This window comes from Paenibacillus sp. HW567, assembly GCF_000374185.1.
GTDB lineage: Bacteria > Bacillota > Bacilli > Paenibacillales > Paenibacillaceae > Paenibacillus_AQ.
Genome location: NZ_KB910518.1, coordinates 2,384,718 through 2,408,922 on the forward strand (window position 1 = coordinate 2,384,718; position 24,205 = coordinate 2,408,922).

General features: G+C 50.6%; 20 protein-coding genes. 13 read left to right on the forward strand and 7 right to left on the reverse strand.

From position 1 onward, the window contains the following. Positions 1-692: 692 nt before the first annotated feature. Positions 693-938, forward strand: coding sequence for a hypothetical protein (locus B212_RS0110780; protein WP_019910735.1), 246 nt, complete (start codon positions 693-695; stop codon positions 936-938). A 160-nt stretch (positions 939-1,098) separates the two neighbouring features. On the opposite strand, the gene B212_RS34985 is transcribed toward B212_RS0110780, so the two are convergent. Both B212_RS34985 and B212_RS0110795 read right to left on the reverse strand, forming a co-directional pair. Next, entirely contained in the window at positions 1,099-2,220 is a 1,122-nt protein-coding gene (locus tag B212_RS34985; protein ID WP_019910736.1) for a hypothetical protein, read from the reverse strand. 319 nt (positions 2,221-2,539) lie between these two features. Then, on the reverse strand, positions 2,540-2,773 hold the full coding sequence (locus B212_RS0110795) for a hypothetical protein (RefSeq protein WP_019910738.1): 234 nt from the start codon (positions 2,771-2,773) through the stop codon (positions 2,540-2,542). A 274-nt stretch (positions 2,774-3,047) separates the two neighbouring features. Here B212_RS0110795 and B212_RS0110800 point away from each other — a divergent pair, with 274 nt between their 5' ends. After that, positions 3,048-5,330, forward strand: coding sequence for a type IA DNA topoisomerase (locus tag B212_RS0110800; protein ID WP_019910740.1), 2,283 nt, complete (start codon positions 3,048-3,050; stop codon positions 5,328-5,330). A 174-nt stretch (positions 5,331-5,504) separates the two neighbouring features. On the opposite strand, the gene B212_RS0110805 is transcribed toward B212_RS0110800, so the two are convergent. The 3 genes from B212_RS0110805 to B212_RS0110815 all read right to left on the reverse strand — a co-directional run bounded on the left by B212_RS0110805 (position 5,505) and on the right by B212_RS0110815 (position 8,045). After that, the gene (locus tag B212_RS0110805; RefSeq protein ID WP_019910742.1) at positions 5,505-6,239 is read right to left on the reverse strand and encodes a DsbA family protein; all 735 of its coding nucleotides are present in this window, start codon (positions 6,237-6,239) and stop codon (positions 5,505-5,507) included. 95 nt (positions 6,240-6,334) lie between these two features. Beyond that, positions 6,335-7,087: an HAD family hydrolase gene (locus B212_RS0110810; protein ID WP_019910743.1), complete on the reverse strand. Its 753-nt coding sequence runs from the start codon at positions 7,085-7,087 to the stop codon at positions 6,335-6,337. Positions 7,088-7,127: 40 nt separating this feature from the next. Then, positions 7,128-8,045 carry an ArsR/SmtB family transcription factor gene (locus B212_RS0110815; RefSeq protein WP_019910745.1) on the reverse strand — a complete coding sequence of 306 codons (918 nt, stop codon included), beginning with the start codon at positions 8,043-8,045 and terminating at the stop codon, positions 7,128-7,130. Between the two features lie 138 nt (positions 8,046-8,183). Here B212_RS0110815 and B212_RS0110820 point away from each other — a divergent pair, with 138 nt between their 5' ends. The 6 genes from B212_RS0110820 (at position 8,184) to B212_RS33130 (ending at position 14,743) form a co-directional block, all read left to right on the forward strand. Then, positions 8,184-9,362 carry an MFS transporter gene (locus B212_RS0110820; protein ID WP_019910746.1) on the forward strand — a complete coding sequence of 393 codons (1,179 nt, stop codon included), beginning with the start codon at positions 8,184-8,186 and terminating at the stop codon, positions 9,360-9,362. Between the two features lie 90 nt (positions 9,363-9,452). After that, complete coding sequence (locus tag B212_RS0110825) at positions 9,453-10,178, forward strand: phosphonate ABC transporter ATP-binding protein (protein WP_019910747.1); 726 nt, start codon at positions 9,453-9,455, stop codon at positions 10,176-10,178. Positions 10,179-10,223: 45 nt separating this feature from the next. Then, positions 10,224-11,507 carry a hypothetical protein gene (locus tag B212_RS31240; protein WP_019910748.1) on the forward strand — a complete coding sequence of 428 codons (1,284 nt, stop codon included), beginning with the start codon at positions 10,224-10,226 and terminating at the stop codon, positions 11,505-11,507. Then, positions 11,500-12,198 (forward strand): response regulator transcription factor, encoded by a 699-nt coding sequence (locus tag B212_RS0110835; RefSeq protein WP_019910749.1) that lies wholly within the window; start codon positions 11,500-11,502, stop codon positions 12,196-12,198. The genes B212_RS31240 and B212_RS0110835 overlap by 8 nt, the downstream gene beginning before the upstream one ends. Then, a complete protein-coding gene (locus tag B212_RS0110840; protein WP_019910750.1) occupies positions 12,195-13,622 on the forward strand; it encodes a sensor histidine kinase in 1,428 nt (475 codons plus the stop codon). Before B212_RS0110835 ends, B212_RS0110840 begins: the two co-directional genes overlap by 4 nt. 41 nt (positions 13,623-13,663) lie before the next feature. Beyond that, positions 13,664-14,743, forward strand: a complete 1,080-nt coding sequence (locus B212_RS33130) for a GNAT family N-acetyltransferase (RefSeq protein ID WP_019910751.1) — start codon at positions 13,664-13,666, stop codon at positions 14,741-14,743. Between the two features lie 111 nt (positions 14,744-14,854). Here the strand turns inward: B212_RS33130 and B212_RS0110850 are convergent, their stop codons facing one another. Next, on the reverse strand, positions 14,855-16,078 hold the full coding sequence (locus tag B212_RS0110850; protein WP_019910752.1) for a glucose-1-phosphate adenylyltransferase: 1,224 nt from the start codon (positions 16,076-16,078) through the stop codon (positions 14,855-14,857). Positions 16,079-16,290: 212 nt separating this feature from the next. Here B212_RS0110850 and glgB point away from each other — a divergent pair, with 212 nt between their 5' ends. Beyond that, entirely contained in the window at positions 16,291-18,210 is a 1,920-nt protein-coding gene (gene glgB / locus B212_RS0110855) for a 1,4-alpha-glucan branching protein GlgB (protein ID WP_019910753.1), read from the forward strand. A 42-nt stretch (positions 18,211-18,252) separates the two neighbouring features. Next, a complete protein-coding gene (gene glgA / locus B212_RS0110860; RefSeq protein ID WP_019910755.1) occupies positions 18,253-19,677 on the forward strand; it encodes a glycogen synthase GlgA in 1,425 nt (474 codons plus the stop codon). A 95-nt stretch (positions 19,678-19,772) separates the two neighbouring features. Here the strand turns inward: glgA and B212_RS0110865 are convergent, their stop codons facing one another. Further along, positions 19,773-21,518 carry an alpha-glycosidase gene (locus B212_RS0110865; protein WP_019910757.1) on the reverse strand — a complete coding sequence of 582 codons (1,746 nt, stop codon included), beginning with the start codon at positions 21,516-21,518 and terminating at the stop codon, positions 19,773-19,775. Between the two features lie 305 nt (positions 21,519-21,823). Between B212_RS0110865 and B212_RS0110870 the strand changes: the two genes are divergently transcribed. The 3 genes from B212_RS0110870 (at position 21,824) to B212_RS0110880 (ending at position 24,136) form a co-directional block, all read left to right on the forward strand. Continuing rightward, on the forward strand, positions 21,824-22,645 hold the full coding sequence (locus B212_RS0110870; RefSeq protein WP_019910758.1) for a transporter substrate-binding domain-containing protein: 822 nt from the start codon (positions 21,824-21,826) through the stop codon (positions 22,643-22,645). Positions 22,646-22,767: 122 nt separating this feature from the next. Next, positions 22,768-23,427 (forward strand): amino acid ABC transporter permease, encoded by a 660-nt coding sequence (locus B212_RS0110875; protein WP_019910759.1) that lies wholly within the window; start codon positions 22,768-22,770, stop codon positions 23,425-23,427. Beyond that, positions 23,414-24,136, forward strand: coding sequence for an amino acid ABC transporter ATP-binding protein (locus tag B212_RS0110880; RefSeq protein ID WP_019910760.1), 723 nt, complete (start codon positions 23,414-23,416; stop codon positions 24,134-24,136). Before B212_RS0110875 ends, B212_RS0110880 begins: the two co-directional genes overlap by 14 nt. Positions 24,137-24,205 lie beyond the last annotated feature (69 nt).

Sequence of the window (24,205 nt, forward strand, 5' to 3'; positions counted from 1 at the left end):
CAGTCTCTATAAGGGTTTTTGTTCTAAACTTAGAATTATTTTTTACGTTGCTTATGTACAATTATGATCACCTCACTAGTTATGACTATGATCATAATTGCTATCCATGTAGTACTAGACAAATTAACACCTCCATTAGAAAATTATAACATTCCAGCAGATTAGGGCATGTGCCATAGCTCACGGGTTAATCTCCTATAAGGGATCTGATCCACGGGAAACGGGGAGAGGCATTAATTGGGTTATTGTCTGTGGAGAGAGCAGTCCTAAAACAAGGTCTATGCAATATATTGGGTGCAGGAGGTGCGGGATCAGTGTCAAGCTGCGGAGGACCATACTTCTTTTTAACAGGGGGCGAATGGAAAGACACTCCGCACTGCGCTGTTATGAGCCCAGGATCAAGGGAAGGGAAGGATTACATATGACCTTTACAGCAAACTGTGCCGTGTAGGCAAGAAGGTAGCGGGCCCTGGAACAGGGCGACATCCTATGCAATTAATAAGCACGGCAATAACAAGTCCTATTTACAAACTGGAAAGATTATGTGATTTTTGATAAAATAAAATTCTTCAGCTTAGACGAAAATTCTGCAAAATAGCATTTACACATTGTTCCAGTAACGATAAAATAGATCCAACGGAAGCGCCGTACCCTGCCAGAAATGGTGGGGTATTTATTATAGGGGGCGATTAATGAAATTATTCTTTAGAGTTCTTGGCATTCTGTTTGCAATGGCAACCATTGCCATAAATATATTCTTATTAATAAAGGATTATAGCGTTAATGATCAGGCATTACGGACTTGGTCAATGGTATTAGTAAGTGGAACGCTTATATTTAATGGGGGATATTACTATTTAAAAAATAAAAATGCTGTCATGATGTTAGTTGTTGGAGTAATCATTTTGGTTGTGACGCTGTTCACATCCCCTTTTTAGGAGTGGTTTGCCTGAGCACTACATACAAAGTTTTGGAGAGTGATACAGACTTTCTTACGGCAGTCTTGGCTCAATCAAAGGTAACTAGCCGGTTTCAATTTAGAGCATACAAAAAATAACCCGCCGGGAATAATAAGCCTGACGGGTTTGTTTTTGCTTATTAAGCTGAATACTCACTTACTTCAAAGGTCAAAATTTTATCGAATACAATATAATCTTTACGTTTGCTGAACGGACCTTTGTTATTTGTATGTTTGTCTATTGCATACATTCCAGGGCCTCTACCGGCATCGCGGGCATCGTACCATTTTACGAATGCTTCAACCTCGGACGAAGAAAGATCATATTCCTTTTCGATCCCGTTAATCAGTATAATAGTAAGGATAGCCCGGTCTCCTGTTGGTTCTGGATCAGGCTGAACAACTTTTTTAGGAGTAGCTGATACTTCATTTGAACTTGGGCTTTCAATATTATTTCTCAGAGCCGTAACGACGTAATAGTAGGTTGTTCCATTTACAACTGAATGATCTACATAAGTAATATCAGTTACATTAGAAACGATTGTCATGTACGGTCCACCTGTAGTCAAAGATCTTTTTATAGTATAAGAAGTAGCACCTGAAACAGAAGCCCAAGCAAGATCTATCTTTGCATCGCCGCCGGTAGCGGTGAGTTTGGTTGGAGAATTCGGTGTATCAACTATTTTTTCCATCATTTGAAGCTCGTGAATTGTTAAATTTACTGTATTACTCGTAGAACCATTATTTGCAGATATATTGATACGATAGAATTTATAAGCTGTATTATTTTCAAACATATAAGATTTAGGTGTGTTTTTAACCCAAACAGTCACATTCTTCTGGGTATCGAGAATCGTCCAAGCTGTCCCGTCAATTGATCCTTCAAAAGTCCAGTTTGTAGGTTGTGAACCAAATTCAGAAGTTCCGACAAACCCTCCATAACCTATAACGTATTTTGATACAGTCTTCGGGGTTGGAAATTCATATGCCAACCAGCCGGTTGTTTTATTGGTTCCCCAGGCAGTGTACACACCTGGAGCTGTTGAATAATGCACAATTCCATCAAAAGCCTTCCAATTAAACGTTCCACCATCCCATTGTTCGCTTGAGGTTACTTTCCCTGATGGAGTTGTAGCCGAAGTCATTCTGGGAATAAGGTTCTCAGAATATCGTTCTTCAGCCAATGAAGTATTAACTGAAAAAATGAAAGAGAATAAAAACAATACAAAAAAAATTGAAGAGAAACCAAGTAACTTTTTCAAGAAAGCATCCCCTTTTTTATGATAATAGTTAATATTGTAGAATATAAAGAAAAGTATTGTCTAAACATATATGCCTATATCTGCAATAAAGTGAGTGAACATAATAAAATTCTTTTTTATCCTAAATAAAGAATAAATTTCTTTTTCAACAAAGCTCCCGGATACTCTCCTGGGGTTAATTTTATTCGCATCCGACTCCGCCACCGTTGATCGAGCTTCCTTGAGTACCCAGGTTCGTAAATCGGAGCGGTGCCTGCAGATCTTACCGTTAAGCAATTTTTATAGTACAGATATTCCACTCCTGGTTCAGGAGTGGTGGTTACTTGGCGACAGCAGGTTTCTTGGCTGGAGCAGATGTAGGCTTCTTAGTAGCTACTGGCTTAGCAGTAGGTTTTGCAGTTGGCTTGGCAGTCGCAGCAGTGACAGTATCTTCAAACCCGCGATCCATGGCGTAATCTTCAATACCCCATATCTCCAGTTTCGCAGCCGGTATATTCTTCTGAATCGGGCGGAACTGTTCAACATACTTGGACATCGGGTGGATAAACAGCAACCCTCGCTAGATCCTTCTCCAGTAGCATTTCATCTACCAATTGTTCGCAAAGGTAGGCAAAAAGCGAGTAAATGACCGTGTTTTATCTCTTTCAGATAAATCAAATTTAGGCTTGACAGCCTTATCTAAAAGATTTGTAGTGGTACATGCACTTGCTTCAAGCCCAAATTACTGCTCCATTTACTCTGATTTATAGCAGGTAATGCATTAAACATAATGGTATAATAGACTACTGGACGTATTTTGGAAGAACAAGGCTAAGGAGCGATATTTTTTGAAGACACTCATTATTGCGGAGAAACCGGACATGGGGCGGAATATCGCCGCCGCAATAGAACCGAAGGCCAAAAATTACCGGTCCTATCTGGAAGGTGAGCAGTACATCATTACCTGGGCCATCGGGCATCTCATCGGCCTGGCGGAGCCGGAAGCGTATGATTCGAAGTACAAGAAATGGAATATTAACGATTTGCCGATTATTCCCCAGCAGTTCAAGCTGGTGCCGAATGCCCGCACGCTTGATCAGCTCAAGGTGATTGGAGATTTGGCGAAGCGTAGTGATCTGCTGGTTAATTCCTGTGATGCCGGGCGCGAAGGGCAGCATATCTTTTCGCTGATTCAGCGGCATTTGCAGCTCAGCCAGCCGGTGAAGCGGCTGTGGATATCCGATTTGACTCCGGAGACGATCCGCAAAGGCTTTCAGGAGCTGAAGGATGGAGCGGAATACGAGAATCTGACCAAAGCTGCCAGAGCCCGGAGTGAGGCCGATTGGCTGATCGGGATGAACGGCTCGCGCGCTTTTACCACCAAGCATAATGTGCTGCTGTCAGTGGGCCGGGTGCAGACCCCGGTGCTTGCGCTGATCTATGACCGGCAGAAGACGATTGAGGCGTTCTCCTCCCTGAAGTTTTTTGAAGTGGAGGGGCATTTTGCCCAGAATGAGATGAGCTACAAAGGTATGTGGCAGGGAGAGCGAATGACCGACGGAGCCAAGGCCGAGGCACTCGCAGCCAAGGTCAAGGGCAAGCCGGCACGGGTCGCCTCTTATGAGGTTAAGGAAACGAAAGAATATCCTAACAAACTGTATGATCTGACGCTGTTGCAGCGTGAAGCGAATGGCAAGCATGCTTTTTCCGCCAAAAAAACGCTCGACATCGCCCAGGCGCTCTACGAGAAGCATAAGGTGATTTCGTATCCGCGTACGAACTCGAACTACGTAACCGAGCAGAATGTACCGGAAATGCATAAGACACTGTCTGCACTGCAGGGGACAGCGTATGACGAATGGGCTAAGGGGGCGAACCGGAGCCTGGTCCATAAGGGCAACAAATTCATTTGCAACCCGGCGAAGGTGGAGGATCACCATGCCATTCTGCCGACGAACCGCAAGGCAACAGGTCTGAGTACCGATGAGGCCAAGCTGTACGATCTGATCGTCCGCCGGTTTCTCTCGCAGTTCTACCCGGCTGCCGAGTACAAGGTTCATACCGTGATTACCGAGGTCGAAGGCGAAAACTTCAAAACTACGGTCAAGGAGCTGCTGAGCCTGGGCTGGAAGGTGATCTATGGCGATCAGAAGAAAGACAAGACCAAGTCCGTTAAAGGCAAGGGCAAAGAGGATGAAGAGGAAGAGGAGATTGAGGTCAATGAGCCTTTCTCGATAGATCCGAATGCCGGGGTGTTCTGCAGCGATGCCCTCGTCAAGGAGAAGGATACCCAGCCGCCAAAGCACTACACCGAAGGGACGCTATTGAAGGCGATGGAAAGCGCAGGGAAGCAGATTGAAGACGAGGAACTGCGCGATGCCATGAAAGACTCTGGGTTGGGCACACCGGCGACCCGGGCGGCAACGATTGAGCGGCTGAAGAATGTCGGCTATGTGGAAATGCAGGGTAAAAAGATCGCCATCACCCAAAAGGGCCGGACGGCGATTGAACTGATCCGCGGTGCGGGCATTGAGCTGCTGACCTCGCCGGAAATGACCGGACAATGGGAACGGCGTCTGAACGAGATTGCCAGAGGAACGGCAGCGGACGGGCAATTCATGGAGAACGTCAAACGGTTCGCCTCCATGATTGTAGACAAGGTCCGGGTGCAGTCCCGGGCGGATAAAACCTCCTTCGAAGGGGAGACTCCTTCGCTGAACGGCGGCGGCAAAAGCCGCAGCGCCGCAGGCACGCGCAAACCGGCCCCAGCGAGAAAGCGCGGCGGCGAATCCGGCACAGGGTCTGCTGCGCAGTCTTCCAGGACCCGGCAGGCGTCTGCGGATGCCGCTGCGGAAGACGGGCCGAAGGTGATCGGACAATGCCCGCGTCCGGGCTGCGGCGGCATGATCTTTATGGGCCGCAAAGGCTACGGCTGCTCTCATTACAAGGAAGGCTGCAAGTTCGTGATCTGGAAGGAAACCCACGGCCGGAATCTGACCGATGCCCAGGTGAAGGCGCTGATCGAGAAGGGCCGGACCGGCAAGCTGAAGCTTACCGGCGAGGACGGTTCTCCGATAGAGGGCAAACTGGTGCTGAGCAATAAAGAAACGGGACAGTTGATTATAGAGTGAATGAATATAGAGTGAATACGACCCCAATGAATGCTTATTACCCGCAGAGCTGCTGTAGATTCAGGAAGATTCCAGCAGATTCCGGCAAACAAAGAGGATGCGCCCCGCCTTTAAAAGATTCCCGGCTGGGGCGCATCCTCTTTGTTTTACAATGACTATGCCGATTCCTTATCCTTACTGTCCATCCTTCAGATCAGCTTCAATCGCGGCAGTCAAGCCCTCGTAGGAGGAGTCCGGCAGCAGAACACCATTCACCATAAATTTCGGCGTGCCGTTTACTCCATAGGAGCCGGCGATTTTAAAGTCTTCCTTCACATCGTACATATAGGTCTGGTTCTTGAGATCCTGCTCGAACTGGCCGTAGTCGATGCCTTCGATATTGTTTTTCACGAAATTAAGGATGAATTTCTGAGTTGCCCAAATCTTGCTCTCATCCCCCTGATTGGCATACAGCTTATGAACGTATTCCCAGAATTTCTCGTTGCTCTGCTTGTAAATGGCTTCACCTGCACTGGCAGCGAGATAAGAGTCCCGGTCGATAAAAGCGAAGTTCATGAAGTAGAACTGCACTTTGCCTGTGTCCACGTAATCTTTGATGAATGTGTCCAGGTAGGTTTCGGTCCATTTTTTGCAGGCGGGGCATTTAAAATCGGCGAACTCGATGACCTTCACCTTGGCGTTCTCACTGCCCAGATGCGGCTGCTTCTCATATTTCAGCCCGTCGACAACAATCTTTCCCTTCACATCCGTATAGTTCGGCAGATTACCCAGTTCAGCGGCGTCATTGTCTTTGTTCTCCGTCGCCATATAGACAATAACTCCTATCAGCAGAACAACAACGACTCCGAGCAGCATCGGTACTAAGCGGTTGTTGTTCGGGCTGTTTCTGCGGCTTGCTTTCTTGTTCATTGTGAACCTCCTGCATGGTATGAAAATACTCAAATAGTATAATCATACCGCCGCAGGCTGCATATGCCATTTGTAACACAGACCCAAGGGAAGCATTAGCCGTGGTTTTTGTGCAGGGCGGCGGAACGGATAACCGGCGGAACCTCGATGATCGAGGAGATGGTCAGCACGGACTGCTGCATTTCACGCTGCAATTCAATGAGATTGTAGAGCCATTCATTTTGCTGCTTCAGATAAATGCTGTTAATGCCTGCAGTAAGGGCCGGAAGCACATCCGTACGCAGGGAATTGCCGATCATCCAGGTTTTTGTGCGGTCAAAGCTGTGTGTGCGCAGAATATCCTCCAGGGCTTCCACATTTTTGTGCTGGCGGATGTAGATCCGGTCATCGAAATAAGCGTCAAGCTTCATCTGCTCGATTTTGCGCTGCTGAATGGTGTCGTCTCCTCCGGTGTAGAGGTATAACGAGTGTCCGTCCTGCTTCAAGGTATCGAGTGTTTCCACCATACCCGGATATGCTTCAATCTCCTGGTCGTACACGCTGAGTCCGAGCTTCATCAACTGCTGCTCCTGGTAAGGATCTGCCGGATGATTGTATTTGTCGCAAAAGAAACGGTAGGTAGCGATCAGCGACTTCGGAAAATTCTCACTGGAGAGGCCGCTTGTACTCACGGTTGCCACATCAATTTCTATCTGTTTGCTGCGGAATTCGGCGGTTGTCGGACCATATTCACCAAACCACTGTGACATAAGCTCGAAATATTGCCCCAAAATGAGGTCAAAATACTTGTTGCAATGCACCAGGGTATCGTCGAGATCGAAAATGACTTGTTGTGTTAAATACTTCAATGTGCTCACTCCTGTATCTATCTCTGTATTTGTAAAGCTATTATATACGAATGTAGGATTCAAGGAACATCTGAAGCTCCGAGGCTCCATCAGGTCTGATGCTGTAGCGCTCGGTGCCTTCCCCGCGAAGATGTACGCGCAGCAGCCCGGCAACCCGGAGGCTTAGCAGATGATGCATCAGCATTTCTCTGGACTGGTTAAGCTCTGATTGCATCTCCCAGAGTGTCTTAGGCTCGTGGGCAATGAAGCGCAGCATACGCAGCCGTGTCGGATCGGAGAGCGCTTTGGTTAGGCGCAGCAGCACAGTAGGCGGCTCATCCTCGCTGTCAAAAGGTACATCCACAGGATATTGCACAAGCATCATCGTCTTAAAGAAGCAATAAGTGTTGATGGGCCGGTTGTGAACGGTGGGCAGCAGGACGATGGTCTGCAGATCCGGCACGTCCTCAATCACTATTCCACCCGAGGCATATTCAATAAGCGGCACCATGTCCATTTTACTCTCCAGCATTTTTTTCTCCGAGGCGTCCTCGATCAGCAGCGGCAGAATCCTCTGCTCCTCATGGCGGAAGTACTCTGCATACCACAGACGCAGCAGCGGAGTATAGTTATATTTGATCCGGGCACATTCCTCCATCGTGAATTGGTGGAAAAAAGGTTGGGTGCGCTCGAAGCAATCCTCAAGCCCGGAGGACTCCAGCTCATCCAGGAATTGTGTCACCTTGGAGGCCGTGCCCCTGCTGTACGCCCAGGCATAGAGCACATCATAATCTTCAAAAGGCCATTCAGCAGCCTGCCGGAAGGCGGAAATCTGCTGCGGGGCAAGGCGGGCATCGACATCGCGTATCCAGTCCGGGCCGATATCCAGATTGGAAATCCATTTTCTAGTTACATATAACATAAAACTGTCCAGCAGTTCGTATACCGGAGAAACGTCAATTTCTAATTTATAGTTCATGAACCCTGCACCCCCAGAAAATCGGTCACTTCTATATATTATCTCTTGTTTAGAAGAGGGTTGTCCACTATAATGTTCGGTGTTTGCCGGGGGAAGCGGCAGCTCGATAACCACAGGATTACATAGGAGGATTTATCCGTGTCAGACCGTCAGACCCTAACAGTAAGCAAGAGCAGTAAATTGAACTACATCATACTTATTACCGTCATTATTGCGGCGGGGCTCAGCCAAGGCCTGCTGCTTCCCGTGCTGTCCATTCTGCTGGAGCAACGGGGAGTCTCCTCTTCGCTCAACGGCCTGAATGCCGCTGCGCTGTATGTAGGCTCGTTCGCTATGACACTGGCCGCGGAAAGGGTTCTCGGTGCGATCGGCTTCAAAAAGCTGATTGCGGCGGGGATCAGTCTTGTACTGGTGTCGCTCATTTTATTTCCGCTGCTGCCTGGGGCCAAGGCCTGGTTTCTGCTGCGCCTCTTGGTAGGGGTGGGAGATGCAGCCATCAATTATGCTGCTCAGCTCTGGGTGCTGCTGATGACGCCTGCTGCGCACCGGGGGCGTAATCTGTCTTTTTACGGCATGTCCTACGGGCTGGGCTTCAGCCTGGGTCCGCTTGGAATCAATCTGCTGCGCTTCGGCCAGGCGGCACCTTTTGCAGCCATCGCCCTGCTGTTTCTCTCCATCCTGATCCTGGTGCTGCTCAAGCTGCCCGATTCCCATCCGGATACAGCAGCGCATGGAGAGGGGCAGGCCCGCCGCTTTGCCCGAAGCTACAGATTTGCATGGTATGCGCTGATACCGGCTCTATTATACGGCTATATGGAAGCAAGCCTGAACAGCAACTTCCCCGTGTACGGACTGCGGATCGGCTTCAGCGCCAATCAAATTGCGGCTCTGCTGCCGTTCGTAGGCATTGGCGGACTGATTCTGCAACTGCCGCTGGGCATGTGGAGTGACCGCTACGGGCGAAAAAAAATCCTGATCGGCTCCGGTGCAGGCGGCGGTCTGGCTTTTGCGCTGCTGCCGCTTGCGGGGGACAGTTTCCTGGTGACAATGCTTCTCCTGACGGTGGCAGGCGGGCTGGTTGGCTCCTTCTTTTCGCTGGGGCTAAGCTTTGCAGCAGATATTCTCCCGCGCAATCTGCTCCCGGCCGCAAATGTGGTCTCGTCTTTTCACTATAGCTTAGGCAGTATTATCGGCCCGGGAATCGGCGGGCTGCTGCTGCAATTCGGCTGGGCCGGCGGTATATTTGCTCTCCTTGGCGCTTTATATATTTTATTCGGATTGACAGGGTTATTATTCTCGCCACGGAAGCCGATTTGAGGTAAAATAGGAACGAGTGCTCGCATGGAATTTGATCCCGCTTTCAGAGTACACTAGAGAGTAGAGATGAAGACAGGGAGAGGCTGAATTATGATCACAGTTGAACACTTGGCCAAAGCAGTCGGGGAAGGGAAAACCCCGGTTCTGCAGGATATTGGCTTTCAATTAGAAGCAGGTGAGCTGGTGGTGCTGCTGGGAGCCAGCGGAAGCGGCAAATCAACACTGCTGCGCTGCCTGGCCCTTAAGGAGAAATGGGATAGAGGCAACTTCAGAGTGGATGGAACCGACATCATGAAGAGCGCATTTGCCGGCAAACGCAAGATTCGCCGCGAATGGGCCTATCTGGAGCAGAACGCGGAGCTGAATCCGAACCGTACCGCGCTGAAGAATGTGCTGATCGGCCAGTCCTCGCAGACTCCGCTGTGGCGGATGGCAACCGGGATGGTGCGGTCGGATGATTACATGGGGGCGATGGACGAGCTGGACATGCTCGGTCTGCTCGACAAAGCCAAGATGAAGACCAGCCAGCTCAGCGGCGGTGAGCGTCAGCGGGTGGCAATCGCCCGCGCATTAGTGCATGGAGCCAAGGTTATTCTGGCGGATGAGCCTGTAACCGGACTAGACCCGAAAACTGCGGAGAGCGTGCTGGAAACGCTGCGCAAGCTGTGCAAGGAAACAGGGCTGACGGTGCTGACCGTGATCCCGCTTGAGCTTGCGGAACGGTATGCGACCCGGCTCTGGGTGCTGGAAGACGGCAGAATCAAATTTGACGTGAAGGGCCGGCGCCTGACTTCTCAGGAGCGGGCACATTTATAAAATTTGTTAAGATCCGAACCACGGAACAAGGGAAGAGGGATGAAGTTGAATATACGGATTCTGAAGCGTCTGGCGGCGGTATCCTTGTCACTGTCCGTGCTGTCGGGCTGCACCTTCATCAGCGATCCTGTTTCGCGGATGAAGGCGCCGCAGCTCTCCGCCGACAAGGCTTCACTTATGACCGCGATCAACTCGCTGAAGCCGGCCGCTTCTACGCTGATCCGTCCGGCCAATGATGATGACAGCTCTATTTTTACTGTGGATCTGGACAAGGATGGAACAATGGAGACGCTAGTCTTTTATTTGACGAAGAATGAAACGGTGCAGATCCACGGGATGATACTGGCGAAGCAGGAGGATGCCTGGGTCAAGAAGCTTGTGTTTGACGGCAACGGGACAGAGCTGGACTCTGTGGATATCAAGGATGTGACAGGCGACGGCAAGCTGGACATCATTGTCGGCTATTCGCGGGGCGAAGAAAAAGGCATGGTGGTCTACCGCTATTCGGCCGGAGTGCTGGAGGAATTGTTCACTCAGCCATATACGAAATATATCGTGGACGACATGAATGAAGACGGGACCCCGGACATTACGGTGATTAATTTCAAGCGCAATGAATTTGCCACAATTACAACCTATCAGTATAGCGACGGGTTCAAGGTTCTGGATGAACTCGATGATCTGGACCCTTACTTTTATAATTATTACAATATTGTCTCAGGAAAAGTGGCCGAAAATAAAGAAGGTATAGTCCTGGATGCGGCGGTGGATTCCCGTTCGGCTTATACAACAGTGGTTGTAATGGAGAATAACAAGCTGCGTGTAGTAATTCCTGGAGATGCCCGTACCTTCAAGGAAAGAAAAATTGTCAGCGAAGACATTGATGGCGACGGTATTATCGAGATTGGGCTGCTGGAGCCGCCGAAGGGCTGGGAATATTTCGATCCGCAGACGATCCCTTATTTTAACTCTTACTACAAATGGGACGGCAAGAGCGGATTGACCTTTTCGTCCCAGCAGTACCGCGACCCGTCGGACCGGTTTATCATTAATTTCTCGCCCGAATGGTATGAGAAGGTTACAGTGGACACCAAGTCCGTTCTGGATAAATCCCTGAAGTTCATCATGGCGGATACCGGAGAGACGGTTGCCGAGGTATCCTTCTTCTCCCAGGCTGAATGGGACCGCAACAAAAATTCCGGGTGGGAGATGCTGGGAACCGATATGGACAAAATAATCGGCTACCGGGGAGAACTGGAACAAAGCACAAGCGGTGGAGATCATACCAAAATCACCTCGCCAATTGAAAGGAAGGGAATCAATGAGTAAAGTACTGATCCTGGAGGACGAGGAGTCCATCCGGAGTTTTATTGTAATTAATCTCAAGCGCAACGGATTTGAAGTGCTTGAGGCGGCAGATGGAAATGAAGCGCTGCACAAGCTGACGACGATTCAGGATATTGATATCGCACTGCTTGACGTGATGGTGCCGGGAATTGACGGTTTTGAGGTATGCCGGCGGATCAGAGAGACCAATGAACGGCTCGGCATTATTTTTCTGACCGCCAAGGTTCAGGAGCAGGATAAGGTGTACGCCCTCTCTGTGGGGGCGGATGACCACGTCAGCAAGCCGTTCAGCCCGACTGAGCTGATTGCCCGCATCCAGTCATTGCTGCGCCGGGTCAATGTACACCGCGAGCAGTCCGCGAAGGTGTCTTTTCAATCCGGTCCGTTTACGCTTGATCTGATTTCCAAGCAATTCAAACGCAGCGGAGAGGCCATTGAGCTGACGCCAACCGAATTTTCGCTGGTGCAATTTTTCCTTGAGAAGGAGAACACTCCGCTCAGCCGTGATTCGCTTCTTGATCATGTCTGGGGTAAGGAATACATGGGGGACCCCAAAATTGTAGATGTGAACATCCGCCGTTTGCGCCAGAAAATTGAGAATAATCCTTCGGAGCCCGAATATCTGCAGACGGTATGGGGCCACGGCTATAAGTGGAAAGGCCAAGGACAATGATCAAGAAGGGGATGCGCAGACAGATTGTATTGCACTATATTTTTGTCGTATTTGTGGCGCTTCTCCTTGTAGAGGTTATATTCCTCCTGGCGATCCGGACGTATTATTACGACAGTGTCTACAGCAAAATTACGACGCATATCGGCACGGCGGAGGATTTCCTGAAATATGAAATTTCGGGTGAGCGATCGCCTAATCAAATGCAAAAGCTGCTCGATTTCTTCGAAATGGAGTACACCGAACTGCAGGTGCTGACGCCGGACGGCAATATGCTTATCAGCTCCACCGGTTTCCAGCCGGACCGTACCATCACCACAAGCGATGTTCCTGAGGCGGTAGGCGGAAGTGTCGGCCGGTGGGTCGGCCGCCAGGCGGGGACGAATGAGAGTGTCATGGCTGTATCCAAGCTCATGCATATCAATGGACGAGAGACGTACGTGATCAGATATGTTACCTCAATGGAGAGAATTGACAGTGACCTGCTGAACCTGACGCTGGTATCCATCGGCATCGGTGGGGCGGTTATGGCTATAGTTGTCCTGTTCAGCTTCGGCCTGGCCAACTCCATCGTGAAGCCGCTCAACAACATTACTGCCGTCTCCGCCCAGATGGCCAAGGGAAGATTCAACACGCGGATCAAAGGCGATTACAAATATGAAATCGGCGATTTGGCGTCCACATTGAATTATATGGCGGATGAAATCATCCGCAGCAATCAGATCAAGGATGATTTTATCTCCTCCATCTCGCATGAGCTGCGGACTCCGCTGACCAGCATCAAGGGCTGGAGTGAAACGCTGATCTCCGGCGGCTATGATCCTGAAGAGACCAGGCTTGGCATGAGCATCATTTCCAAGGAGAGCGACCGTTTGATCGGGCTGGTGGAAGAGATTCTTGACTTCTCCAAGCTGCAGCAGAATGAAATGAAGCTCTCGATGGGCCATGTAGATGTCAAGGTGCTGCTGCAGGAGACGATCCTGAACATATGGGCCAAGGCAGAGAAGAAACGGATTCATCTGCTGCTTGAATGTGAAGAGACCATCTTTATCACAGCGGATGCTAACCGGCTGAAGCAGGTGTTCCTCAATCTGGTGGATAACGCCGTCAAGTTCTCCCCCGAGGATTCCAGCATTGTCCTGTCTGCACACCGGTTACCGGGCAGTGAAATGGCTGTAGCGGTGCGGGACAGCGGGATTGGCATCAGCGAAGCGCATCTCGCCAGAGTGCGCGACCGGTTCTTCCAGGTCGATTCGCTGAACGGAGGTACGGGGCTGGGACTTGCCATTTCCCAGCAGATTGTCGAGCTTCATGGCGGCAAGCTGGAGATGGACAGCGAGCTTGGCAAGGGCACACAGGTTACTGTGATTTTGCCTATGACCGAAGAGCTTCCGCCCGTAGCTTCCCAGGTGGAGAGCCAGATTTAGCTATAGGTTTAAGATTTAGCGAGTTGTGAGGAGGGGAACGAATGGATGAACACAAGGTACAGCCATCCTCATATTCACGCTCACGCTTCACCATGATCCGTGCCGGTGCTGAGCGGAGCGGGGATGTGCTGAAGCTGCTGAGCGAGGCGGCAGGCTGGATGGAGAGCAAGGGCATCCGGCAATGGACACCCGGACAGTTCAATGATCAGGATATTGCCGCTTATTTTACAGATAGGGAAGTATATCTGGCACTAGACGGCGAAACGGTTGCCGGAATGTTCACCCTGCAGTTCAGCGACCCGCAGTATTGGGGAGAACGCAATGATGAGACCTGCGCATATCTGCACAGGCTTGCTGTAGCCCAAGCCTACAGGGGCGGCGGCCTTGGCCGGCAACTGATTGATTTCGCTCTGCATCAGGCACAGGAGCTTGGCAGCCGTGCGCTGCGGCTGGATACGGTGGCACATAATGTTAAGCTGAACCGGTATTATCAGAGTCTGGGTTTTGGTTATATGGGAACCCGGGATATGGGAGAAGGGCGGCTGGTCAATCTTTATGAGCACGGGGCCAGCGGCGACAATCCTATTCTTTTACGGTATATGGACGAGTCGGATTTTCAGCATATGCAGCGCTGGAGCGTATCGCCGGAATTCCTCAAGCAATGGGCCGGGCCCTCCTTTGACTATCCTCTGGATAATGGACAGCTTATGGAGTATATGCAGGGAGCGAATCATCCTGCAAGCTCCGATAAGCTGATCTACTGTGCAGTTGAGCGAGCAGGCGGCCGGGTTGTGGGGCATCTGAGCCTTGCGCGCATTGACCGGATTAACAGCTCGGCCCGAATCGGCCGCGTGATAGTGGACCCGCAGCTTCAAGGACGGGGAATCGGGCGGGGGATGATTCAGGAGGCGCTGCGGATCGGGTTCCAGGGGCTGGGGCTGCACCGGCTGTCGCTTGGGGCGTTTGCTTTCAATACTGCTGCCATTAGATGCTACGAGAATGCGGGTTTTGTCCGTGAAGGAGCCTCGCGTGAAGCGGCGTTATTCAATGGACAATACACAGATTGTATCGAGTTTGGCCTATTGAACCGGGAATGGCGGTCGCTGGGCTACAGTAAATAAGGGATGGCCGGCTGTTGCTATGTCCTCAGCCGGGCATCCCTTTATTTAAAATATAAAGAGTTGTACGTCATCCATTATTCTTATATTTCCCCACTGAAAAGGCAGCTTTACTCAAGAAGGCAGCCCCTCGGCACGAAGACGGCCGGTCTTCTCATAGACCTCCTGCAGAAGGCGGGTGGGCTGGGTCCGAATGACGGGTTTGGCGGCTATGATCTCTTGAGGACCTACAACGACGATATTCTCCCCGCTGCCCTTGACGACTGCCCCATCCTTAATCACTGCCCCTTCGCCGATAATGGCATTCTCAATCAGCACTCCCCGGCCAATATGCACACCCGGCATGATCACACTGTCCTTGATCAGGCTAAGCTTGCCGACCTCAACACCGCCGAAGACAACCGAGCGCTGCAGGCTGCCTTCCAGCAGGCATGATTCATTTACAAGGCTATCCGGAATGGGGAGCTGAACGCGCGTCTTGGGTACAGCGGGCTTCGTGCGGCGAATCCGGCTGTACATCGGCCAGCGGGAATTATCCAGCTTGAAGCCATTGTCCTCCTGCAGCAGATCCATATGGGCCTCCCACAGGCTGTCAACTGTGCCCACATCGCGCCAGTAACCCTGGAAGCGATAGGCGAACAAGGCATCACTTCCGCCCAGCATTGCTGGAATAACATCCTTGCCAAAGTCGTGGCTGGATGCCGGATCGGCGGCATCGCGCTGCAGATGGGCCTTCAGATAACTCCATTCGAACAGGTAAATGCCCATGGAAGCCAGGTTGCTCTTGGGAACCTGCGGTTTTTCGACGAACCCGGATATCTGAAGCTCCTGGTCCACGTTCATTACACCGAAGCGGCTGGCTTCTTCCCAAGGCACCTCCATCACCGAAATTGTTGCTTTTGCATTCTTGCTGATATGATGGTCCAGCATTTTACGGTAATTCATGTGATAAATGTGATCCGCCGAAAGAATCAGCACATGCTGCGGGTTATGGCTGTCGATGTATGCAATATTTTTATAAATGGCATCGGCTGTACCCGAGTAATGGTCTCTGCCTTCTACGCCGGAAGGAAGCAGCTTTACGCCTTTATCCGTACGGGTGTGGAGCCCCCAGGGTTCGCCCTCGCCGATATGCTGGTGCAGGGAGTCCGCTTCATATTGCGTCAGCACTCCTATGGTATCAATATTGGAATTTACACAGTTGCTGAGAGGGAAATCAATGATTCTATACTGTCCTCCAAAAGGAACAGCAGGTTTCGCCATAGTGGTGGTCAAAGGGGCCAGTCTGCGGCCCTCCCCGCCTGCCAGGAGCATCGCGATGCATTCTTTTTTACTCATTTGTTATCACTCCCATTTTTTTGTCAATGCTTGTAATGTTCACTCGCACCAACCGCTTGAACGCATAGGTGAATTATATTGCTGTATTCCTGAAAAAATTACATTAATAATTTTCTTTTCAGTTATTCCGTTTTCAGCCAGGAAGTCATTTTCAAATCACGCAGATTCGGGTAATGTAGTAGGTGCATCCTATATAAAAAGGTGGTGATGATTTGGCCGATCTTCCAAAAGCAGACAACCTCCCGTCATCTGAGGATATTTACCTTTTTCATGAAGGCACGAATTATCGCAGCTATACGATGCTTGGCGCGCACATTGCCGCTGAAGAAGGAATACCTGGTGTACGCTTTACCGTGTGGGCTCCTCATGCGACATATGTAGGACTGGCTGGTAATCATAACGGCTGGGATGGAACTGAGAATGTGGACTCGTTATATAAGATACCCGATTCAGGATTTTGGAGTCGTTTTTTTCCGGGTATGGAAGCGGGAACTTTTTACAAATACAGGATTGTAGGCCCAAAGGGGGCAAGCTTTCTCAAAGCAGACCCCTACGCATTCAAGGCAGAGGTGCGTCCGGCCACAGCTTCGGTGGTAGCAGACCTTGGGGGCTACACCTGGGGAGATGCCGCTTGGCGGCGGCGAAGCAAGGCTCCATATCAGGCACCGATGAACATTTATGAAATGCATTTTGGCACATGGCGGCAGAAAGAAGACGGAGAATATTTCACCTACCGGGAGATGAGCGGTCTCCTGATTCCTTATTTGCTGGAGATGGGCTACACCCATGTAGAGTTTATGCCGCTGGCTGAGCATCCGTATGACTTGTCCTGGGGATATCAGGGCACCGGTTATTTCGCGGCGACCAGCCGGTACGGTGAACCGCAGGAGCTCATGTATCTGATCGACCAGCTCCATCAGGCGGGGATCGGTGTGCTGCTGGACTGGGTTCCGGCCCATTTTGCCAAAGATGCCCATGGATTAAGAATGTTCGACGGCACGCCGCTGTATGAATATTCCGATCCGCTCCTGGCGGAGAGACCCGGCTGGGGCACACTTTCCTTTGATTTCAGCAAGCGGGAAATCTCCTCGTTTCTGATCTCCAATGCGCTGTTCTGGTTCGAGCTGTATCATATTGACGGTATGCGCGTGGATGCGGTAACCAGCATGCTGAGACTGGATTTCGAGAAGAAGGATCACCAGTATAAAAGAAATGCGAACGGCGGGCTGGAAAATCTGGAGGCCATCCGGTTCATTCAGCAGCTCAACAAGGCCGTCTTCCACTACTACCCAAAAGCCTTGATGATGGCGGAGGAATCCAGCGCCTGGCCGGGGGTTACAGCACCTGTGCATGAGGGAGGACTAGGCTTTAGCTACAAATGGAACATGGGCTGGATGAACGACACGCTGGGTTACATAGAACATCATTTCGAAGCCCGGCCCCATCATCATAATTTGCTGACCTTTCCGATTTGTTATGCATATAGCGAGAATTACACGCTGCCTCTGTCGCATGATGAGGTGGTTCATGGCAAGAAGTCTTTGCTGGACAAAATGCCTGGCTCCTACGTGCAGAAATTTGCCGGCCTCCGGCAGCTCCTGGGTTACCAGATCAGTCATCCCGGCAAAAAGCTGCTGTTCATGGGCGGCGAATTTGGCCAATTCATCGAATGGAAGGATCAGGACCAGCTCGACTGGCTGCTGCTGGATTATGAGAGCCACCGTCATATGCTGGCTTATACCGCTGCACTGAACAAGCTCTACCTGTCGGAGCGGGCACTGTGGGAGCTGGATCATGAGATGGAAGGTTATCAATGGATTGATGCCGATGACAGCGGCCAAAGCGTGATCTCCTGCATCCGCAGAGGCAAGAAACCCGTGGATACACTCGTGATTATGATTAATTTTCAGCCGGTGGAGCGGCGGTCGTACCGGATCGGAGTGCCGCGTCCGGGGACCTATGAAGAGATATTCAGCTCGGAGAGCACCGGTTACGGCGGCTCCGGTCTGCATAATCCGCCAATGAAGAGCATCAAAAAAACATGGCATAACCAGCCGGACAGCATTGAACTGACCGTTCCGCCGCTTAGCTTCCTGGTGCTGAAGAAATCAGGGCGCAAGGCAGCTAAATAAGCTTGGCAGACAATCCGAACTACTTAAGGGGGATATCGTGATATGAAGGTATTATTTGCCGCAGCCGAAGCTGATCCGTTCATCAAAACAGGCGGCTTGGCCGATGTCATTGGAGCTTTGCCCAAAGCGCTGAAGGGTGCGGGAGTAGACGTACGGGTGATTTTGCCAAAATACCGCGGGATACCGGAGAAATTCTCCTCACAAATGGAGCATGTGGCTGATCTGGATGTGCCTGTCGGCTGGCGCAATCAATATTGCGGAATCAAGCGGATTGTCCATGACGGCATTCCGGTCTATTTTATTGACAACGAATATTACTTTGGGCGCGATGGAATATACGGTTACATGGACGATGGCGAACGTTTTGCCTTCTTCAACCGTGCGGTGCTGGAATGTCTGCCGGCGATTGATTTCCAGCCCGATGTGCTGCACTGCCATGACTGGCATGCTGCGGTTATTCCTCTGCTGCTGCAGGGCCATTACCGCCACAACCCATTTTACAGCGGCATGCGCACTGTGTTCACTATTCACAATTTGCTGTATCAGGGGGTGTTCCCTTATTCAGTACTGGGCGAGCTGCTGGGGCTTAGCGACAACTACTTCCTCGCGGTGGAGTATTACGGCAACGTGAACTTTATGAAAGGCGGCATCGTATACAGTGATCATGTGACGACGGTCAGCCCTACCTATGCTGGGGAAATCCGCACTGCGTATTACGGCTATGGCCTGGATGGACTGCTGTCGTCGCGGGCGGATCACCTGAGCGGAATTGTGAACGGCATTGACACCAAAAGCTATAATCCGGCCAGCGACCAACAAATCTACACCCGCTATCGCTCCAATCTCGGCAAAAAAGCAGAGAACAAGACCGCTCTCCAGCAGGAGCTGGGTCTGCCTGTGGCCCCTGAGATTCCGCTGGTAGCCATGGTTACACGTCTGGTGGATTCCAAAGGTCTGGATCTCCTGACCCGCGTACTTGATGAGCTGCTGTATTATGATGACATTCAATTTGTGCTGCTGGGAACGGGCGATGAGTCTTACGAGCGGTGGTTCCGTGAAGCGGCATGGCGTTATCCGGCCAAGCTGTCCTCGCAGATTCTATTCAATGATGCGCTTTCCCGCAAAATATACGCTGCCAGCGATCTGTTCCTGATGCCCTCCAAATTTGAGCCCTGCGGCATTAGCCAGCTTATTGCTCTGCGCTATGGAAGCATTCCGGTTGTACGCGAGACCGGCGGACTGAACGATACGGTGCATGCTTATAATGAGGAGACCGGCGAAGGCAACGGGTTCACCTTCAAGGATTACAACGCCCACGACATGATGTACACGCTCCGCCGGGCGGTGTCCTTTTACCACAAGCCGGAGCACTGGAAAAAAATAACCAAAAACGCTTTTGTCGGTGACTATAGCTGGAGCGTATCCGCGCAGCAGTACATTGACATCTACAACCACATCACCGGATAGTGCTGGACTCACCGTGCATCCGTAATAAAGAAAAGAGACGTCTCGCTGGTCATCATTCCTGACCTTTGGAGCGTCTCTTTTTCTGTTCCTTGTATCTACCTTAACCTCCGGCTTAGAATCCGGTAACCGTAAGGGTCGAGTGAAACATGCATCATCCCATGTACTGGAGCTACAGCGTCGCCGGTGAGCGCATCCTGCCAATCATCAGTTTCCATCGGATGGCTGAGGGTACGGGGCTGCGGCGAGTTATTCATCCACACGGTAAAATGAAGCCGATCATCCGATCGTTCATACACGATGCACGGGTCATTCTGATAAGCCTGCAGGATGCGGAAGCGGCCTTCGCGCAGCGCCTTGTTGGTTTTGCGCAGAGCGATCATCATCCGGTAAAAGTCATACAGCTCACGGTCCTGCTTGTTTTTATCCCACTCCATGCATTTGCGGCAGTCGGGATCTTGCTTGCCGGTAAGACCGATTTCATCTCCATAATAAATGCACGGGGTGCCCATAAAGGTGAACAAAAAGACGACCGCCAGCTTCAGACGCCGCTTATCTTCGCCTACCACCGTCAGCAGACGCGGCGTATCATGGCTGCCGAGCAGATTGAAGACCACTTCATTGGTCTGCTGCGGGTAGCGCATCAGTAAACTGCCGATCCGGTGACCGAAGGTGACCGCGTCCATCCCCCCGCCAAAGAATTCAAGCACCGTACCGGAGAACGGGTAATTCATTACAGAATCGAACTGATCCCCCAGCAGCCAGGTAAGCGAATCGCTCCATACTTCACCAACGATATACGCCTCCGGGTTGGCGGCTTTCACCACTTTGCGGAAATCGCGCCAGAAATGGTGATCCACTTCATTGGCTACGTCCAGCCGCCAGCCGTCCACCTTGATCTCCTTGATCCAGTATTCGGCAATTCCCAGCAAATAGGATTTGACTTCGTGGTTGGCGGTGTTGAACTTCGGCATATTGCCAAAAAAACCGAAAGTGTCATACGTAGGAATACCGTCGACAATTTCGGCCGGGAAGGCGTTGATGTGGAACCAGTCTTTATATACAGAATACTCCCCTTTTTCCAGCACATCCTGAAAAGGCGGGAACTTGTCGCTGCAATGATTGAACACGGCATCGAGCATGACACGGATACCTCTTCTGTGACACTCTTCGACTACGGTTTTGAGCAGAGCATTATCCCCGAAATGAGGGTCAACTCTTTTATAATCGACAATATCGTATTTATGGTTGGAGGGGGAGACGAACAGGGGAGTGAAGTAGATAGCGCTAATCCCCAGCTCCTGCAGATCGCCCAGATGGTCCAGTACCCCTTGCAGGTCTCCGCCAAAAAAATTATCCAGCTTCGGCGTTCCGCCCCATGCCTCAGTTCCCGCAGGATCAATGGATGGGTCACCCTTGGCGAACCGCTCGGTCATAATCTGGTAAAATACGGCATCCTTGGCCCAGTTGGGCACCTGAAACAGGTCGATTTGGTGTATATAAGGAAATTCGTAGAAGTGATTCGGCGGGGGAGGACATTCGGAACGGATGCCGTTGTCGAGCATATACACGTTTTCTTGGCCTTTGCTGACGCGGATCGTGTAGCTGAGGCGTTTATATTTGGGGCGAACCGCGGCTTCCCAATAGTCAAACTTATCGTCCGAGGCGGCTTTTTCCATTTTTATGTCATAAGAGGTATGAGCCCAGTTGTACTTGTCTCCGGTGAGCACTGCTACACAATCCACATCGTCTCTTTTGGTTCGGACACGCAAATGTATAGTTTTTGCATCATAGGCATAAGCCCACTTGTCCCGCGGCACATGGTACATAGCTTCCACAAGCATGCAGACACCTCCTGAAAGTTTTGCAGCATCGTCTTCCGTCAGCCCGCCCCGCGCAGCCTGCTTCGGAAGCCTACGCTTAAGGTTTGCGAGTTATTACCACCAGCCAGGAACGGATGAATCAACTCCGGTTATTCCGGGAGTATTTGGAGATAGTACTCAGTATATACGATTTCCATATTAATAACAGACTTTGTCACAAATTTGTCTTTGCATATTCATACGCGCTGATTTATAATAAATCGGTCAATGGGACAACAACTTAGAGAAATTAGCAGAATTGAGAGAGAATAGGGGAGAATCTAGAGATGAACAAATGGGGTAAACTTTCATTAGGGATGCTGCTTGTAGCAGGCCTTATGACCGGCTGCGGCAACAATAACAAAGAAAATACTACAGCCGAGGGCAGCGGAGCAACTACGAATACAACAGCGGCAGCCAAGACGCTTACACTGGGAACCAGCGCGGATTTTCCTCCGTATGAGTTCCACAAGGTTGTGGACGGCAAGGATACTGTCGTAGGCTTTGATATCGAAATTGCCAAGAATATTGCAGCGGATATGGGCGCTGAGCTGGTGATCAAGGATATGCCCTTTAAGTCCCTGCTGAATGAGCTGTCGAGCGGCAGAGTGGACATGGTGATCTCGGGTCTGAGCCCTACACCGGAACGGGAAAAGGCCGTTGGATTATCCGACATCTACTACAAAGCGGAGCAAGCCGTAGTTGTGCGTGAAGCGGACAAGGATAAATTCGCAACTATGGATTCCCTGAAAGGAACCAAACTTGGGATTCAGACCGGTTCAATTCAGGAGGATATCGCAAAAGGCATTGAAGGTGCAAAGTTAACCTCACTCGCCAAAATTTCCGAGATTGTGATGCAGCTTCAGTCCAACCGTGTGGATGCTTCCATTATGGAAGGGCCTGTAGCGAAGGCTTTCGTTAAGAAGGTTAAAGGCCTGGCGATTACAGATGCCAAACCTGAAGTGGAAGACGACGGTTATGTTGTCGGTGTCAAGAAGGGCAACACGGAATTGCTCGACCAGGTCAATAAGACTTTGACTCGTCTGAATTCCGAAGGGAAAATTGACCAATTTGTAACGGCAGCAAGCGAGCTGGCAGAGAGCGAATAAGGTACAGCGGGTTTTTCCGGCTAAAGCAGCTACATGCTGGCCTGCAGCTTGAGGTTACATTACAGAAAATGGCGGTGATCCGCTGTTTTCTATTTTTTTGGAGACAGGAGGTAATGCCCACAATGAATATATTCGATATGATTATGAATTACCGCGATTTTTTTCTTTCCGGTCTAAAATATACCCTGCTGCTGGCAGTGCTTGGTGTGGTATTTGGATTTGCACTTGGGATTGTAGTTTCCCTGCTGCGGATGTCCAAATGGCGGATTCTGCGTTTTATCGCATCGGCCTGGGTGGAATTTCTGCGCGGTACACCGATGCTTGTGCAACTGTTCATCATCCATTACGGCTTGCCGGAGCTTGGCCTTGAGTTCACACCGATTCAATCAGGCGCTATTACGCTGACTATCAACAGCTCGGCTTACCTGGCAGAGATTTTCCGCGCCGGTATTCAAAATGTCGACCGTGGACAGGTAGAAGCAGCGCGTTCACTGGGGATGAGGCAGGGAATGACGATGCGCTATATCGTACTTCCCCAGGCGCTTAAGAATGTGCTTCCGGCCATTGGGAACGAGTTCATCACCATCATTAAGGAGTCGTCGATTGTATCTATGATAGGTGTTATGGACCTTATGTTTCAGGCCGGCAGCGTCAGCACGATTACCTACCAGGGTCTGAATCCGTATATCATTATTGCACTTATGTATTTTGTTCTGACATTTACGTTGTCCAAGGCACTTGGCATCCTGGAAAGGAGGCTCAATACAGATGATCGCCGTTAACAAACTGCAAAAGCATTTTGGCAAGCTCGAAATTCTCAAAGGCATTGATCTGGAGATCCACAAGGGTGAGGTTGTGGTTGTTATCGGCCCCAGCGGTTCGGGCAAAAGCACTTTTCTGCGCTGTCTGAATCTTCTGGAGCAGCCAACAGGCGGAGAGATTACCTTTGAAGGCCAGTCCATTACAGACAAGAAGCATGATATTAACGTGACCAGAGAGAAAATGGGCATGGTGTTCCAGCAGTTCAACCTGTTCCCGCACAAAACCGTGCTGCAGAACATTATGCTCGCCCCGCTGAAAGTGAAAAAGCAGAAGCCTGAGGAAGCGGAAAAAATTGCGCTGGAGCTGCTGCGCACCGTCGGTCTGGAAGACAAGCGGGATGCCTATCCGGTTCAGCTCTCCGGCGGGCAGAAGCAGCGCATTGCCATCGCCCGCGCACTCGCCATGCAGCCGCATGTAATGCTTTTTGACGAGCCGACCTCGGCGCTTGATCCCGAAATGGTCGGAGAGGTGCTGGAGGTTATGAAGAAGCTGGCCGAAGAGGGCATGACAATGGTTATTGTCACGCATGAAATGGGCTTCGCCCGTGAAGTGGGCGACCGCATCCTCTTCATGGACGGCGGAGTGATTGTGGAAGAAGGCACGCCCTCGGAAGTATTCGGCAATCCGAAGCATGCGCGCACCAAGGATTTTTTAAGCAAAGTTCTATAAATATGCACAAAACGGCCCTGAAAACTTTTTCAGTGGCCGTTTTGCTTTTTGCTGAGGGCAAATGGATGC